Origin of the sequence: Virgibacillus salinus, assembly GCF_900102415.1 — a bacterium.
In the GTDB taxonomy this organism is placed as follows: domain Bacteria; phylum Bacillota; class Bacilli; order Bacillales; family Amphibacillaceae; genus Lentibacillus; species Lentibacillus subterraneus.
Genome location: NZ_FNKD01000002.1, coordinates 768361 through 784626, shown reverse-complemented (window position 1 = coordinate 784626; position 16266 = coordinate 768361). Strand labels below are relative to the sequence as shown.

The 16266-nt window shown below is 37.5% G+C and carries 13 protein-coding genes; 11 read left to right on the top strand and 2 right to left on the bottom strand.

All coding sequences use genetic code 11. From position 1 onward, the window contains the following. Positions 1-43: 43 nt before the first annotated feature. Positions 44-814 carry a class I SAM-dependent methyltransferase gene (locus BLS02_RS10775; RefSeq protein ID WP_092493010.1) on the bottom strand — a complete coding sequence of 257 codons (771 nt, stop codon included), beginning with the start codon at positions 812-814 and terminating at the stop codon, positions 44-46. A gap of 113 nt (positions 815-927) precedes the next feature. On the opposite strand from BLS02_RS10775, the gene BLS02_RS10770 reads away from it, so the two are divergent. Together BLS02_RS10770 and BLS02_RS10765 are read left to right on the top strand one after the other, a co-directional pair. Continuing rightward, positions 928-1788, top strand: coding sequence for a LysR family transcriptional regulator (locus BLS02_RS10770; protein ID WP_092493009.1), 861 nt, complete (start codon positions 928-930; stop codon positions 1786-1788). 193 nt (positions 1789-1981) lie between these two features. Continuing rightward, on the top strand, positions 1982-2404 hold the full coding sequence (locus BLS02_RS10765) for an organic hydroperoxide resistance protein (RefSeq protein WP_092493008.1): 423 nt from the start codon (positions 1982-1984) through the stop codon (positions 2402-2404). 36 nt (positions 2405-2440) lie between these two features. On the opposite strand, the gene BLS02_RS10760 is transcribed toward BLS02_RS10765, so the two are convergent. Next, positions 2441-4147 (bottom strand): Rqc2 family fibronectin-binding protein, encoded by a 1707-nt coding sequence (locus tag BLS02_RS10760; RefSeq protein ID WP_092493007.1) that lies wholly within the window; start codon positions 4145-4147, stop codon positions 2441-2443. Positions 4148-5029: 882 nt separating this feature from the next. Between BLS02_RS10760 and BLS02_RS10755 the strand changes: the two genes are divergently transcribed. From BLS02_RS10755 to rsmB, 9 genes are all read left to right on the top strand, one after another. After that, on the top strand, positions 5030-7684 hold the full coding sequence (locus BLS02_RS10755) for a calcium-translocating P-type ATPase, SERCA-type (protein ID WP_092493006.1): 2655 nt from the start codon (positions 5030-5032) through the stop codon (positions 7682-7684). Between the two features lie 359 nt (positions 7685-8043). After that, entirely contained in the window at positions 8044-8925 is an 882-nt protein-coding gene (locus BLS02_RS10750) for a YicC/YloC family endoribonuclease (protein WP_092493005.1), read from the top strand. Between the two features lie 132 nt (positions 8926-9057). Continuing rightward, positions 9058-9318: an extracellular matrix/biofilm regulator RemA gene (remA, locus tag BLS02_RS10745; protein ID WP_092493004.1), complete on the top strand. Its 261-nt coding sequence runs from the start codon at positions 9058-9060 to the stop codon at positions 9316-9318. A gap of 15 nt (positions 9319-9333) precedes the next feature. After that, positions 9334-9954 carry a guanylate kinase gene (gene gmk / locus BLS02_RS10740; RefSeq protein ID WP_092493003.1) on the top strand — a complete coding sequence of 207 codons (621 nt, stop codon included), beginning with the start codon at positions 9334-9336 and terminating at the stop codon, positions 9952-9954. After that, positions 9951-10157: a DNA-directed RNA polymerase subunit omega gene (rpoZ, locus tag BLS02_RS10735; RefSeq protein WP_281243709.1), complete on the top strand. Its 207-nt coding sequence runs from the start codon at positions 9951-9953 to the stop codon at positions 10155-10157. Before gmk ends, rpoZ begins: the two co-directional genes overlap by 4 nt. Before the next feature lie 159 nt (positions 10158-10316). Continuing rightward, positions 10317-11525, top strand: coding sequence for a bifunctional phosphopantothenoylcysteine decarboxylase/phosphopantothenate--cysteine ligase CoaBC (gene coaBC, locus BLS02_RS10730; RefSeq protein WP_092493002.1), 1209 nt, complete (start codon positions 10317-10319; stop codon positions 11523-11525). After that, entirely contained in the window at positions 11522-13933 is a 2412-nt protein-coding gene (gene priA, locus BLS02_RS10725) for a primosomal protein N' (RefSeq protein ID WP_092493001.1), read from the top strand. Before coaBC ends, priA begins: the two co-directional genes overlap by 4 nt. 16 nt (positions 13934-13949) lie before the next feature. Next, positions 13950-14888: a methionyl-tRNA formyltransferase gene (gene fmt, locus BLS02_RS10720; protein WP_092493000.1), complete on the top strand. Its 939-nt coding sequence runs from the start codon at positions 13950-13952 to the stop codon at positions 14886-14888. Continuing rightward, on the top strand, positions 14889-16235 hold the full coding sequence (gene rsmB, locus BLS02_RS10715) for a 16S rRNA (cytosine(967)-C(5))-methyltransferase RsmB (protein WP_092492999.1): 1347 nt from the start codon (positions 14889-14891) through the stop codon (positions 16233-16235). The last annotated feature ends 31 nt before the right edge of the window (positions 16236-16266 follow it).

Genomic DNA, 16266 nt, shown 5'->3' with positions numbered 1-16266 from the left:
AGCTGTCTAATGGTTTAAAGTCTTTTAGACAGCCTTCCTTATACTAATCTGTTCTTTTAGCACCCAATGCCATCCATTCATCAATGGCGAATGAATGGATGATGTCATCCTCAGTATCCACCTGAAAATAGTTCTTTGTTTCATTATCTGATTCAAGAATAAATTGACCTACATGTTGAATTGTTTCATCATCATCCAATGTGCGCTGAACCCATTCGCGGTATGGCAACACTTTCTTACGGGTTTGTTCTTTGATAATAGATAAATCATGATCAACAAACAGGTTTTTCCATTCTATTAAAGAGCGTGACCGTATATGACTGTGATCGCGCATTTTTTCGAGTGAATTAATGAATTGATCAAATTTACAATCTTCTGGAGCAATATTATCTATTAACAAAAACTGTCCTTCAGGCTTTAATACTCGATTAACTTCTGCAATAAACCTCTCTGGATTGGGAAAATGATGTGCAGCTATTCTGCATGTAACAATATCAAAATTTTCGCCTGTAAATGGCAAGTCTTCCGCATCAGCTACAGCATAATAAATATTTTTATGCGATTCCAGATACAGAGCTGTATTCTCTAGCATTTCTTCGGTAATATCAGTAGCTACAACTTCTTCAACATGATTAGCAAGATTCTTGGCAACATGACCGCCCCCAGTCGCAATATCAAGAACCTTCATCGTTGACTTAGGCTGCAGCCAGTTAATCATTAATGATAAATCTTTACCAAATGCATGTGTTGAACTCGTCACATAGGCTTCTTTATTTTTCGAAAAGACACGTTTTACATCAACTTTCTCTCGCATGGATTCACCCTCTTTTCATATTCTACTTTAATCATATGCTTTGTTATGCAATAAGTACAATATTAGTTTATAATATAAAGTAATAACAAATACTTATCATACGAGGAGCCATTATGAAAATAGAAGATTATGAACTACTGTTAAAATTGAATGAAGTAGGTACAATTCGCGGGACTGCCAAAGCGATATTAATTTCACAGCCAGCGGTTACCCAACGACTTAAGTACATAGAGGAATATTTTGAAGAAAGTATTTTTATTCGAACACCAAAAAAATTAGTTTTGACTCCGGCCGGTGAAATGATATTAAGCCATGCGAGAAAAGTGGTTGATCAGGAAGAAGTAATTAAAAGTTCGCTTGCACAATCAAGCGAAGAAGTTCAGGGAACACTATCTATTGCTTGCTCATCACTTGTGAGTCAGCGTTTTTTACCGTCAATTCTGGCAGATTATACGAAAGAATTTCCCAAGGTTGCTATTGATTTAGTAACTGGTATTAGTGAAGATATTAAAAGGGGCCATAAAAATTACCATGTATGCATTATTCGTGGTGAGAAGTTAAAAGATAGTGTTTGTACGAATCTTTTCGATGATCCGTTATACATTTTTGATACCGAACCTTTTCCAAAAAATAAGTTAAAAGAACGCCCGCTAATATCATTTAAGAGTGATGATAGCATGCATGAATTAGTAGATAATTGGCTTTATCATCATCAGGATGAGATAAAACCTGTGAAAACGATTCGAGTTGATCAAATCGAAACATGCAAACAGTTTATGAAGCAAGGTCTCGGGATGGGCGTTCTCCCAAAAAGTGTCTCAGATTCGATGATGGATGAGTTTCCGCATATCTCTATGAAATTAAATGGTGAGCGAGTTACTAGAGATACCTGGGTTTGTTATCAGGAAGGTGTACGTAAATTACCACAAGTGGATCAGTTTATTTCTGCAGTATTGAGTGAAAACTTCCTTTAGCAGTTAAGAAATCATACCTTCTTAATTGGTATATAATGCTTTCGCCATGATGGTTGCATTCCAATGTATGAGGGGTATTAAGGGAAAATACGCTTTCATAGTGTCTGACGATAATCCAAGTTTTCTAAGATGTTTAATAAGAACAATAAAAAGGAACATAATATATATATAGTACTCAAAGGAGTGTTTTAAGATGAGTGAAGTAATATTTACATCAAAAGCAACGGCAAAAAATGGACGTGACGGACATGTTAAATCGGATGACGGTTTAATTGACTTAAACTTAGTAAATCCGGCAAATAATAAAGATGAAAAAGGATCAAATCCAGAACAGCTTTTTGCAGCAACATACTCAGCGTGTTTTGACGGAGCGCTTAACTTAGTTGCCTCAAAGCAAAAAAAGAAGATTGACTCAGAAACTACTGCTGAAGTCAGTTTTTGCAAGGACCCTGAGGATGATGGCTTTAAAATTGAGGTAACTCTCAATATTAATATTGAAGGTGTTAGTCCTGAAGAGGCAGAGGAATTGGCTGAAGATGCCCATCAAGTGTGCCCTTATTCCAAAGCAACTCGTGGAAATGTTGAGGTAACCCTAAATCCAAAAGCAGTTTCCTAAATCTAATTAAAGTAAAACGGATAATCCAATTCAGGATTATCCGTTTTTTAGTTTTTCTACGGTAGCTTGATCTGGTGTTACAAATAACGTTTTCTGGTTGTCGTAGGTAACATAACCAGGTTTAGCACCATTCGGCTTTTTTACATGGCGAATTTTCGTATAATCAACAGGTACTGATGATGATTGCTGTGATTTACTGAAGAATGCTGCAAGCAGTGCTGCTTCAAGCAATGTATCTTCACTTGGCTCCTTATCACGAATAATGACATGAGATCCCGGTATGTTTTTCGTATGCAGCCAAATATCATCACGATGTGCAAGCTTCATTGTTACATATTCATTTTGTTTATTATTTTTCCCTACAAGAATTGGTGTCCCATCTGTTGCAATAAACTTTTCTGGTTCAGGTTTAACTTCTTTCTTTCTCTTTTTTCCTTGTTTTTGCCTTTTTAAATAACCTTCTTCACGAAGTTCATCTCGGATTTCTTCAATGTCAGCCTCACGTGCGGAATCTATTTGCTGGAGCAATTGCTCTAAATAGGCAATCTCGTTATTTGCCTTTTTAATTTCCTGTTTTACTTTTTTCATGGAAGTTTTTAGTTTTTGATACGTTTTGAAAAAGCTTTGTGCATTTTCACTAGGTGTCTTATTTGGGTTTAATTCGATTATCATTTCATTTTGATTTGGATCATAATAATCGATTACTGTAGCTGATTGATCACCTTGCTTTACTTGATGCATATTGGCTGTTAACAGCTCGCCCAACCATTGATAACGGTCGGCACCTTCAGCTTTTTTGATCGTTTTTTCATGTTTCTTTAGCTTACGTTGATTCTTATCTTTTTCATTCTTTATAAACTGATAAAGATCTTTTGCTTGCTGCTTCACACGATCTCTCTCTGCTTTACCGGAATAAAAATTATCAAGCATGTGGTTAGTGTCTGAAAAGACTTCCTCTTGACCGTCAAGAAAAGATATTGGGAGGACATGAAAATCTTCTTTTTTGTACCGGTAAATTGTTGGTGTATAGTTATTATTTTGTATCAGTTCCTGTATGGCTTCAAACCTGGCTTTATAGGTCTCAGATGATCCAAGCTTTGCCTGATGGACGATTTCTTTAGCAATTAAAGGTGAAACACCTATTAAGGTATGGACGATTTGGGCATCCATTTTTCCGGCATTAAAATCAAGCTTTCGAACAAATGTTTCTTTGTCAATATCCAATAAATTCAGCTTATCCTGACTTGGTGGAAGTTTATAGTCATGACCGGGTAATATTGTTCGATATCGGTTTTGTGAGATAGATACATGTTTTAAACTATCAAGGATATGTCCCTTTTCTCCATCAACTAGCATAACGTTACTGTGTTTGCCCATTAGCTCGATCACAAGTTTTTTCGTTGTCATGTCGCCAATTTCATTTCGTGCTTGAATCGAAAAGGTAACAATTCGCTCCATTCCGTATTGATCTATGGATTCAACTACTGCACCGGATAAATGTTTACGAAGCAACATGCAAAACATCGAAGGTTCTTTAGGGTTTTTATAGGAATCTCTTGTTATGTGTATCCGTGCGTATACAGGATGAATCGACAATAGCAATGTATGGTTTTCGCCGTGACTTCGTATAGTGAAAACTAATTCTGTCGAAGTCGGCTGATAAATTTTCGTGATTTTTCCTGGGGTTAAGGTTGTATTTAGTTCGCTCGTTACTGCTCTTGTAACGATTCCATCAAATGGCATGTAATCACCTCTTGCTTTCTAATAAGTAAGGCTGCTTTTTAAAGTATTGTTGTTATTGACACAAAATTTATAAACTGTGACACAGTGTGAAAAAGGTTTGAGTGTATGACACCGTTACGGAAATACACTTCGCTTTCTGCAGTCAACGCTTCAGCTTCCTCGGAAGCAAAATCACTTCCTGCGGGATCTTCAGCTGTTGGTTCGACGAACAGGACGTTCCAGTACCGGCGTTGGTCACAGGACGTGAGCGGTTTTAGCCGGTGACACGCAGGAGTCTTCGTGTATTTCCTACGCTCGATTTTGCTAACTATAATCTAGAAAATTAACAAAATGTATATTCTGGTGGATAAAAGCAATGTTTTTTAAACTATTTAAAGAAACACGCAGTTCTTTTTAAGTCCAGCTGGAAAGATACTCGCTTAATCAGAAGAACTCTACCGGTGGAGGCAGAATAAGTAGACTCCTATGGGAACAGCACGTTCCGAGGACTCCGGAAGAAGTATTCTTAGCATCACGAGGAGGCTGATGCCGTGCTCATGGCTAAGAAGATACTACGAAAGCGATAGAAGGAGTATATGTCGCCTTTGTACCCGGAGAGGTGAAAGCAAAGTATTTTGCCGGAACGAATCAAGGCACTCACCATCATTAGAACGGGAAAAAGTGTCACAAAAGAAAATATCATTGAGACACAGTTTAAATAATCAACTGCAAGGGTTAAAGAGCAACAAAATTTAAAAAAAGAACCAAAAGTAAAATACATTCTTAAACGGGCACTTCCGCTTTTGATTCAATTATAGCATTTTTTGGGACGAGTCTGCATAGATATCGTATAAAGATTACGTTTAACTATAGTGCATGTAGATGAATTTGGAGGAATGCAGTGTGAAATGGTATCAATTAGATGTAGACCATGTCGAACAAAAATTGCATGTTACGACAAACCGCGGACTTGCAGAAAAACAAGTGGAACAACGCAGAAAAGAATTCGGAGCAAATAAACTAGAAACTGAAAAAAACACATCTAAGTGGTTGATCTTTTTTAAACAATTCCAGGATTTTATGGTTCTGGTTCTTCTTGCTGCAACCTTAATTGCTGGATTACTTGGTGAATATGTTGATGCAATAGCGATTATGGTAATCGTTTTAGTAAATAGTTTTCTTGGCTTTTTTCAAGAACAAAAAGCAGAAAAATCACTTGCTAAACTAAAAGAAATGTCTGCACCTGTGGCGAATGTTCTCCGTGATGGGAAGTGGGAAAAGATTCCATCCCAAGATGTGGTTGTGGGTGACGTATTGCGTATGAACAGTGGAGATCGGATTCCTGCTGATATACGCATAACGAAATCAAATAGCATGGAGACAGAAGAATCGGCACTTACCGGTGAATCGCTCCCAGTAATGAAGCATGCTACTGCAATAAGTAAAGACCACCTTGACGCACAGGATCAGGTCAACATGGGCTTCATGGGAACGTTGGTTACAAGAGGATCCGGACTAGGTATCGTTGTTGGAACCGGAATGAATACAGTAATGGGACAAATTGCATCATTAATGGTGAAGACAAAGAAGACTATCACTCCATTAGAGCATAAGCTTACAGAACTGGGAAAAATTCTAATTGTCGTTGCACTTTTTTTAACGGCATTAGTCGTTTTTGTAGGTGTTTATCAGGGTCATCCTTTATATAATATGTTTCTTGCAGGAGTATCTTTAGCGGTTGCAGCTATACCAGAAGGACTACCTGCAATCGTTACAGTTGCATTATCATTAGGTGTTCAGCGCATGATTAAGAAGAAAGCGATTGTTCGAAAGCTTTCTGCAGTGGAAACTTTAGGGTGTGCTTCAGTTATTTGTTCTGATAAGACTGGTACAATGACAGAGAACCAAATGACGGTAAAAGAAGTCTATGTAAATGGGAAAAACTTATATGTTACGGGCGATGGTTACGAAATACAGGGCGATTTTTTTGCAAATAAAGAAAAAGTGGACCGCGATTACCCCAATCTTAAATCGATGCTCTTATATGGTCTGTTATGTAATAATGCGTCATTACAAGTCAAAAAAGGGAAATACTTTGTTGACGGGGATCCAACCGACGGAGCATTGCTTGTTGCTGCCAGAAAGCTTGGGTTATCCCCAAAAGTGAATGACAATTTCCAAATTATAAAAGAAATACCATTTGATTCTGATCGCAAAAGAATGAGTATGGTTATTGAAGATGAAAACCACATGCGGTTTCTAATTACGAAAGGTGCTCCAGACGTATTATTGCCACGTTCTGCTTTCTTTTTAGGTGAAGGTGGTCGCAAATTGTTGCGTTCAGAGGACAAGCAAACGATTGACAATGAAATTAACAACATGGCTCAAAAGGCGTTACGAACGATAGCAATAGGCATGAAGCCAATTTCAAAGGATGATCCTTTAAATTCAGCCACACTGGAGAAAGATTTAACGTTTGTTGGCTTATGCGGAATGATGGATCCACCAAGAAAAGAAGTAAAAACAGCTATTATGGAATGTCGGGATGCTGGCATTAAGACAGTAATGATTACTGGCGACCATGAAAAAACCGCTCGTGCAATTGCGATTAACCTGAACCTGCTTCCTGAAAATGGAATGGTTTTGGATGGATACCAACTAAACCAAATGTCTGTCACAGAACTTCGTAATGTCATCGATCAGGTTTACGTATTTGCTCGTGTTACTCCAGAGCATAAATTAAAAATTGTCCAAGCCTTTCAGGAAAAAGGTCATATTGTAGCAATGACTGGGGATGGTGTGAATGATGCGCCAGCCATTAAAGCAAGTGACATTGGAATTAGTATGGGAAGGAGCGGAACAGATGTAACAAAAGAAGCTTCTTCATTAGTACTAATGGATGATAACTTTGCTACTATCAAATCTGCAATTAGTGAAGGAAGAAATATTTACGAAAATATTCGAAAATTTATTCGTTATTTATTAGCGTCAAATGTGGGTGAGATTCTTGTTATGCTCTTTGCTATGTTATTAGCACTCCCTTTGCCATTGGTACCAGTACAAATATTATGGGTGAATCTTGTAACAGACGGACTTCCCGCAATGGCACTAGGACTGGATCAATCAGAAGGTGATGTAATGCGAAGGGGGCCCAGAAATCCAAGAGAAGGAATATTTGCCAGGGGATTGGGCTTTAAAATAATCAGTCGTGGCATATTAATTGGTGTTTTTACATTGATTGCGTTTATGATGACATATCAGGATAACCCGGATAATTTAATTTATGGACAAACTATTGCATTTACAACATTGGTAATGGCTCAATTAATTCATGTGTTCGATTGCCGAAGTGAAAATTCGGTTTTTGCCCGCAATCCTTTTGAAAATAAATATTTGGTTTTAGCAGTACTTTCATCACTTCTATTGTTGCTTGTTGTTATCTATTGGGAGCCGTTGCAGCCAATCTTTCATACGACATTTCTAAATGTTAGAGACTGGATGCTAATACTTGTTCTCAGCTCACTTCCAACTGTTTTATTTGGGTTTACAAAAAAATAATTGTCAGAGCCCTTAATGTTAAAAGTGGTTCAGTTACGGTGTACAAAAATGCAATTTGCAGCCGTAATTGAACCGCTTTTTAATATATTGCTGAAAAGATCAAATGGAATGAGCAGAAGAACTTTGATGGGAATTTGTGAGACATCCTGCGAAAACACTGGCTGGCGAGTTCCTACAGAGAGCGACAGAACGAGGATTTCACGGAAGGCGGGCACATTCCCGGCAACCACCAATAGCAATTACATTTCAACTGGTTTAACTTCAAAATCGAATTAGTATAATAGATGGGTTTTTATTTTTTTGTAAAGGACTGTTATAATAAGGAAATATAGTGTTTCTAATTGATGGATGTGATAAATATGGTAATGAGCATGACGGGGTATGGTCAGGATGTATTTCACCTTGGTAATACGACTGTGACCGTAGAGATACGGAGTGTGAATCACCGCTTTTTGGATTTCACTGCGAAAATTCCCCGTTCTTTATTGTTTCTGGAGGATAAAATCAAGAGAATACTTCAATCGTACTTTCAACGAGGCAGAATGGAAGTATATATAAATGTTCAGGGAGATGGACTTGTCCAAAAAGAACTTTATACTGATTGGGAATTGATGGACAAATACATAGACCAAATTAAAAGTGCTAAAGCACGGTATAACCTTGCTGGAGAAATTCCAGTTACGATCATGCCGGAGATTCCTGATTTATTTTCTGTTCAGGAGACAGAGAATTATTCCGATGAACTAAAAAATTTCATCACAACAAGTACGAAGCGTGCGTGTGAACAATTGCTGTTGATGCGGAAAGAAGAGGGGGCCTTTCTGCTAAAGGATGTACGTAATAGAATGCTTGAAATTCAAGAAACGGTTTCCCATCTGCAAACTCGTCGTGAAAGTGTGATTGAGGAATATCGTGACCGTATCCAGTCTCGAATTTACAACTATCTTGGTGAAAATGATGTAATTGATCAGACACGTATGCATCAGGAAATTGCGCTTCTCGCCGAAAAGGGTGACATAACCGAGGAGATCACTAGACTTCAGAGTCATATTGATCACTTTTTTGAAACAGTAGAACTAAATGATGCGGTTGGACGTAAACTGGATTTTATTATGCAGGAAATGCATAGGGAAGCAAATACTGTCGGATCGAAATCCACCGATGCTAAAATCGGAGTATGGATTGTTTCATTGAAAAGTGAAATAGAGAAAATTAAAGAACAAATTCAAAATATAGAGTAAACATTTGAATTTTGCATTCCATTTTACTTATAATAGTCGTATTATAAAGAGAGAAAGAGCTATATCATAGAAAGAGGAGTAATTTCATAATTAACAAGCTACTAAGGCTAGTATACTTAAGGGGGAGCAATTTTGAGCTTACGATTAATTAATATAGGGTTTGGTAATGTCGTTTCTGCCAATCGGATTATATCGATTGTATCACCGGAATCGGCACCGATAAAACGAATTATAACAGTGGCACGTGATAACAATAAACTTGTAGATGCAACTTATGGACGACGTACAAGAGCAGTGATCATTACAGATAGTGATTATGTTGTTCTATCTGCTGTTCAGCCCGAAACTGTTGGACAACGTGTTTTAAGTCATGAAGAAATTTCAGATGAATGACTAGGAGGAACTATTTTGATTGATGAAAAGGGTATATTGTTTATCCTATCCGGTCCATCAGGTGTAGGAAAAGGAACGGTTAGGCGAGAACTTTTTGAGAAAGCAAATGACTTAAAATATTCTATTTCCATGACAACAAGAGAAAAACGGGCTGGCGAAACTGAAGGCATTGATTACTTTTATAAGTCAAAAGAAGAGTTTGAAACGCTGATAGAAGAGAAACAGCTGTTAGAATATGCTCAATTTGTTAATAATTATTATGGGACTCCAAGAAAATATGTTGAAGATACACTGGCAGACGGTCACGACGTTTTTCTTGAAATTGAAGTACAAGGTGCTATGCAGGTAAAAGAGAATTTTCCGGAAGGTGTATTTATTTTTCTTTTCCCGCCTAGTTTGGAAGAGTTGAAGAATCGAATTGTCAGTCGTGGAACAGAGTCCAAGGAATTAGTTTTGCAGCGATTACGTGAAGCACGGAAAGAAATTGAAATGATGGATGCGTATAACTATGTTGTCGTAAACGATCATGTCGATTCAGCAGTTTCAAAAATACAGTCCATTATTCAAAGTGAGCATTGTAAACGGGATCGAATTGCAAAACAATATAAACAGCTATTGGAGGATGAAATGAAATGATGTTAGAGCCATCTATTGATGAACTGCAGGAAAAGATTAAATCAAAATATACCCTTGTAACCTTATCAGCAAGACGGGCAAGAGAAATGCGTTATGCGAAAGATATGTTAATCGAAAACCCAAAATCGCATAAGCTTGTTGGGGTTGCACTTGAAGAAATTCTCGCAGAAAAATTATTTGTAAAAGAAGAAGATAGTAAATAATCACAACGACCCTCGCTATTCAGACAATTGCGGGGGTTTTGTTTGGCAAAGGAGAAAGTATAAATTTTCTATTACTGATAGGGAGTACATTATTAATAATCGCTAATTATTATGTTATAACTAGGAATAGTAACTTTAAGTCAGGTAAGGGGTGCAGGTATGGTACATAATAAAAATATACTTTTGGGAGTGTCAGGTGGCATCGCCGTATATAAGGCATGTGCGTTAACAAGTAAATTAACACAGCAAGGTGCAAATGTTAAGGTGATGATGACAGAAAGCGCAACAAGGTTTGTATCACCTTTAACTTTTCAGGCTTTATCCAGGAACCCTGTTTATACAGATACATTTGATGAAAAAAACCCTGCTAAAATAGCTCATATTGATATAGCTGATTGGGCGGATATTGCGATAATTGCTCCGGCAACAGCTAATATTATCGGAAAAATGGCCAATGGTGTCTCTGATGATATGCTTTCAACTACTTTACTTGCGACTCAGGCCAGCGTTTATATTGCTCCAGCTATGAATGTTCATATGTACGCGCACCCTGCAGTAATTAAGAATATGAAGCTGTTGGATAAATGGGGATACCATTTTATAGAGCCTGGCGCAGGTTATCTTGCGTGTGGATACGTTGGAAAGGGACGACTGGAAGAGCCGGAAAGTATTATTGATGCTGTCGTAGAACACCAGGGAAGGGATACATTATTTACCGGTAAAAAAGTATTGGTTTCAGCTGGTCCTACTCAGGAGAAGGTTGATCCTGTTCGTTTCTTCACCAACAAATCATCTGGGAAAATGGGATTTGCCATTGCTGAAGCCGCTGCGAATATGGGGGCAGAAGTAACGCTTGTCGCGGGTGTTGTAAATCTTGAAACCTCTAATAAAAATATTAATAGAATCGACGTAACAACAGCTGCAGAAATGTTTGAGATAATGCATCAGCATTTTCAGGCAAATGATATTGTGATTAAAGCGGCAGCAGTAGCTGATTATCGTCCGAAACAAATTTATGGTGACAAAATGAAAAAGCAGCCTAATGACTGGCAGATTGAAATGGAGAGGACGAAAGATATCCTTCAATCCCTTGGTGATGTGAAGCAGGATCAATTTTTAGTAGGATTTGCAGCTGAAACATCAAATGCACTTCAGAATGGTATCAGTAAATTACATAAAAAATACCTGGATGCTATTGTCATAAATAATGTTTCAGTTGATGGAGCAGGCTTTGGCGGGGATACAAATATTGTCACATATGTAAATAAATTAGAGCAGCCAGAAGAGATTTCTTTAACATCCAAGCATGAAGTCGCTAATCAGTTAATGGCTTTTATTGCCCGTGATATAAAGGGTGAAGTGAAGTGAATATAGCCAAGGTGATAGTAGATGTTCCGGCCAGTTCCATAAATCAAACGTTTGATTATAAGATTCCAGAGCAATTTCAGGATATTCTTAAGGTAGGAATGCGCGTTATTGTCCCATTTGGACCAAGGAAGATCATGGGGTTTGTAGTCGGGCGAACAGGTGAATCATCTTTTGATAAACTAAAGAATATTAGTGATGTCCTTGATTTAACGCCAGTTCTAACAGATGAATTAATAGGCTTGGGTAAATGGCTGGCAAACCAGACATTAAGTTTATATATTACTGCGTTTCAGGCCATGCTTCCACAGGTTATGAAAGCACAATATAAAAAAGAGTTAGAGCGGGTGACAGATGGTCCTTTATCGGATGAACTGGAATCCTTTTTCGCAGGGCGGGACTTTGTGGCGTATGAAGAACTAACAGGCTCAGCAGTCAGCTATTCACAAATTCAAAAGGCGGTACAGGATGGGGATGTTGTTGTTAATTATCTTGTTAAGTCAAAAATAACCAAAAAACATGTCACGACTATTGCGCCTAATCATGAGCCTCACCTTTTGGAAGAAGCAATTCAGGATTTATCCAAAAATGCCAGAAAACAAAAAGAACTGCTTGCCTTTTTTATCGATAACCAACAGGAGATAGAACAAAGTGTATTAACCAAAAAGTTTAATACAACTAGTTCTACTGTTAAGACGTTATTAGATAAAGAATTGCTAAAATCAAACAGGAAAGAGATCTATCGAAACCCATATGACGATAAATCATTTGAACAGACAACTGCCTTGACCTTAACAGAGCAGCAGCAAGAGACAATTGTACCTATACAAGAACATATTAGAGATGAAAAGCATGATGTTTTTCTGATTCATGGTGTAACAGGAAGCGGCAAGACTGAAATTTATCTGCAGGCAATCCAGGATGTGATTGAAAAAGGACAGGAGGCAATTGTACTTGTACCGGAAATATCACTCACACCACAGATGGTCAAACGATTCAAAGGTAGATTTGGTTCAAACGTAGCAGTTTTACATAGTGCGCTATCAAACGGAGAAAAATATGATGAATGGCGTCGTATTCATCGAAAAGAGGTTCAAGTTGTTGTTGGTGCAAGATCAGCTATTTTTGCTCCGTTTGAAAATCTGGGTATCCTAATTATTGATGAAGAGCATGAAAATAGCTATAAACAGGAGGATCAGCCGCGCTATCATGCACGAGATGTAGCTATTTTCCGTGGTGAGAATCATCGTTGTCCAGTTATATTGGGAAGTGCAACCCCAACGCTGGAATCATTTGCACGAGCGCAAAAGGGTGTATATAAGCTAGCTACGTTATCGAAACGAACGAATGAAAAAGAAATGCCTAAGGTTAATATTGTTGATATGAGAAACGAGCTCCACGAAGGAAATCGTTCGATGTTTTCAAGAAGTCTAAAGGAGAATATAGAGCAGCGCATACAACGCGGGGAACAAATTGTACTGTTATTAAATAGAAGAGGGTATTCTACGTTCGTTATGTGTCGAGACTGTGGTCATGTAAACGAATGCCCACATTGTGATATTGCACTTACATACCATAAGAACAGCAGCCAATTAAAGTGTCATTATTGTTCTTATGAAGAGTCAATGCCGACAAATTGCCCATCATGCAAAAGTGACTTAATCCGCTTTTTTGGAACTGGAACACAACGGATTGAAGAGTCATTGACACAGTTGATCCCAGAAGCAAGAATCGTTAGGATGGACGTCGATACAACCAGAAGAAAAGGATCTCACGAAAAAATACTAAACCAATTTGCTGATAAAGAAGCGGATATATTATTAGGAACACAAATGATTGCGAAAGGTCTTGATTTTGAAAACGTAACGTTAGTTGGTGTTCTAACGGCTGATTCAATGTTGCATTTACCAGACTTTCGTTCCTCTGAAAAAACATTTCAACTGTTGACACAAGTAAGCGGTCGGGCAGGCAGACACGATTTGCCTGGTGAAGTAATTATCCAAACATATACACCCGAGCACTATAGTATTGAACTAGCAAGTAACTACGATTTCATGCAATTTTATAAGAATGAAATGAGTACACGAAAAACATTTCAATATCCGCCATATGTTTTTCTTACATTAATTACCGTCTCACATCAAAATCATGTTACAGTCGTTCAAACAGCACAGCGAATTGCTCAGTTGCTTCTGAACAATATCAGCAATGAGGAGACAGTTGTCCTAGGTCCAACACCATCTCCAATAGCACGTATGAAAGATAGATATCGCTATCAATGCATGATAAAATACAAGAATGAACCGAATTTAAGAACATTAATAAGAAAAATTATTCGTCAATTTGATGATGAGGTTCGAAAAAATGATCTTTTGATTACAGTAGACATGCAACCGTATCAATTGATGTAGAAAGGAGTACTAGCTGATGAAAAAAATAGTCTTTATGGGAACACCTGATTTTTCAGTTCCAATTCTACAATCACTAGTACAAGCGGAATATGAAATCGTATTAGTTGTGACACAACCAGACCGTCCAAAAGGTCGAAAAAAAATAATAACACCAACTCCAGTAAAGGCGGAAGCCGAAAAACATGGAATCCCTGTACTTCAACCTGTAAAATTAAAAGATGAATATACAAAAATACTTGCATATGAGCCTGATTTAATTGTAACTGCAGCATTTGGACAACTGTTACCGAATGAATTGCTGAAGGCACCTGAGTTTGGCTGTATTAATGTGCATGCTTCATTATTACCGGAATTAAGAGGTGGTGCTCCAATCCATTATGCTATTTTGCAAGGTAAAGAAGAGACAGGTGTAACAATTATGTACATGGTTGAAAAGCTTGATGCAGGTGATATACTTACACAGCGACCTGAGCCAATTACAACAGTGGATAATGTTGGGACAATGCATGATAAGTTATCCAGAACAGGGGCAAACTTATTAATTGATACATTGCCGCGAGTATTCGATAATAGCATACAACCTACTAAACAGAATGATGAAGAAGCAACATTTGCAAGAAACATAAAGCGTGAACAGGAGCAAATAGATTGGAATAAGAGTAATGATGCGGTTTATAACCAAATAAGAGGGCTGCATCCTTGGCCAGTGGCATTTACGACTTATCAAAATAATGTAATGAAAATCTGGTGGGGAGAACCGGATGATACGGAATATAAAGGATCTCCAGGGGAAATTGCAGGTATTGACGACGAAGCTTTTGTAGTAGTATGTGGTAATCAAAAAGGAGTTCGAATTACTGAAATTCAACCAGCAGGTAAAAAACGTATGACCGTCAAGCAATACCTTCAGGGATCTTCTGATCGTATAAAAACTGGCATAAAAATGGGTGATTAAATGAGTAACTATCAAGTAAGAAAAGCTATTGTTGATTTGCTGTTACGAATTGAGCAGGATAGCGGCTATAGCCATTTGTTAATTAATAATGAAATAAAGTCAAGAAAAATTGAACCAAAAGATGAGTCACTTTTAACTGAAATTGTCTATGGTACTATTCAGCGTAAGTTAACGTTAGATTATTATTTAGCTGCTTTTATTGATAAAAAGAAAAAAATTCAGCCGTGGGTCCGAATGGTACTCAGGATGTCTGTCTATCAGATGACTTTTTTAAATAAAGTGCCAGATCATGCGGTTATTCATGAAGCTGTTGAAATTGCTAAAACGAGAGGACATAAAGGAATTGCTTCATTTGTAAATGGTGTTCTTAGAAGTGTCCAACGAAAAGGAGTACCTGATACATCTACAATAGAAAGTACTTCTAAACGTATTTCAATTGAAACAAGTCATCCAGAATGGCTTGTAGAGCGTTGGATTTCGATGTATGGTAATGATATTACACGCGATATGTGCCAAGCTAATCTTAAGAGAAAAGCATTAACTGTACGTGTTCAGCCTCTAAAAATTTCTCGACAAAAGGCGTTGGATGAGCTAGATAAACTCGGATTCGAAACACGAGAGTCAGAATTTTCAAGCCAGGGAATCATTATTGATAAGGGAAATATTTTAAAGACGGCGTTATTTTCTGAAGGATATCTAACAATCCAAGATCAAACCTCCATGCTCGTTGCAGAAATGCTTCATGCTAAACCAGGAATGGACGTGTTGGACGCTTGCAGTGCGCCAGGTGGTAAAGTTACACATATCGCAGAAAAAATGGAAAACAAAGGGTCAATTGATGCGTATGACTTGCATGCCAAGAAGACAAAACTAATTGAAGACAAAGCTGCTGTATTGGATTTAACGATAATTGATGCTAAACAAGGCGATGCAAGAAAATTACAAGAAAAACATGCAAAAGAAAGTTTTGATAGGATTCTTGTTGACGCCCCATGTTCAGGACTAGGTGTTATCCGAGGAAAGCCAGATATAAAATATAATAAACAGGAAAAGGATATCTACCAATTATCAGAAATTCAAAGTGATATACTAGAACATATAGCACCATTGTTAAAAAAGGGTGGATTGTTAATCTACAGTACTTGTACAGTAGATAAAAAAGAAAATGAAGATGTAGTAGAGGCCTTTTTAGAGAAAAACTCCGATTTCATCTTAGACACGTCCTTGTTTGAAGATTTGCCAGCAATGATAACAGGTTCACCAGGGATTACAGAGATGGGCTTGCAGATATATCCACAAACATTTTACACAGATGGCTTTTTTCTAACAAGACTTACAAAGGTTTAATAAAAATTTGCTATTAAAAAGTAGCACTGCT

Coding starts and splice junctions, on each gene's coding strand:
- BLS02_RS10760 (WP_092493007.1), bottom strand. CDS start 4,147: ATGCCATTTGATGGAATCGTTACAAGAGCAGTAACGAGCGAACTAAAT.
- rsmB (WP_092492999.1), top strand. CDS start 14,889: ATGAGTAACTATCAAGTAAGAAAAGCTATTGTTGATTTGCTGTTACGA.
- coaBC (WP_092493002.1), top strand. CDS start 10,317: ATGGTACATAATAAAAATATACTTTTGGGAGTGTCAGGTGGCATCGCC.
- BLS02_RS10765 (WP_092493008.1), top strand. CDS start 1,982: ATGAGTGAAGTAATATTTACATCAAAAGCAACGGCAAAAAATGGACGT.
- BLS02_RS10775 (WP_092493010.1), bottom strand. CDS start 814: ATGCGAGAGAAAGTTGATGTAAAACGTGTCTTTTCGAAAAATAAAGAA.
- rpoZ (WP_281243709.1), top strand. CDS start 9,951: ATGATGTTAGAGCCATCTATTGATGAACTGCAGGAAAAGATTAAATCA.
- fmt (WP_092493000.1), top strand. CDS start 13,950: ATGAAAAAAATAGTCTTTATGGGAACACCTGATTTTTCAGTTCCAATT.
- BLS02_RS10770 (WP_092493009.1), top strand. CDS start 928: ATGAAAATAGAAGATTATGAACTACTGTTAAAATTGAATGAAGTAGGT.
- BLS02_RS10750 (WP_092493005.1), top strand. CDS start 8,044: ATGGTAATGAGCATGACGGGGTATGGTCAGGATGTATTTCACCTTGGT.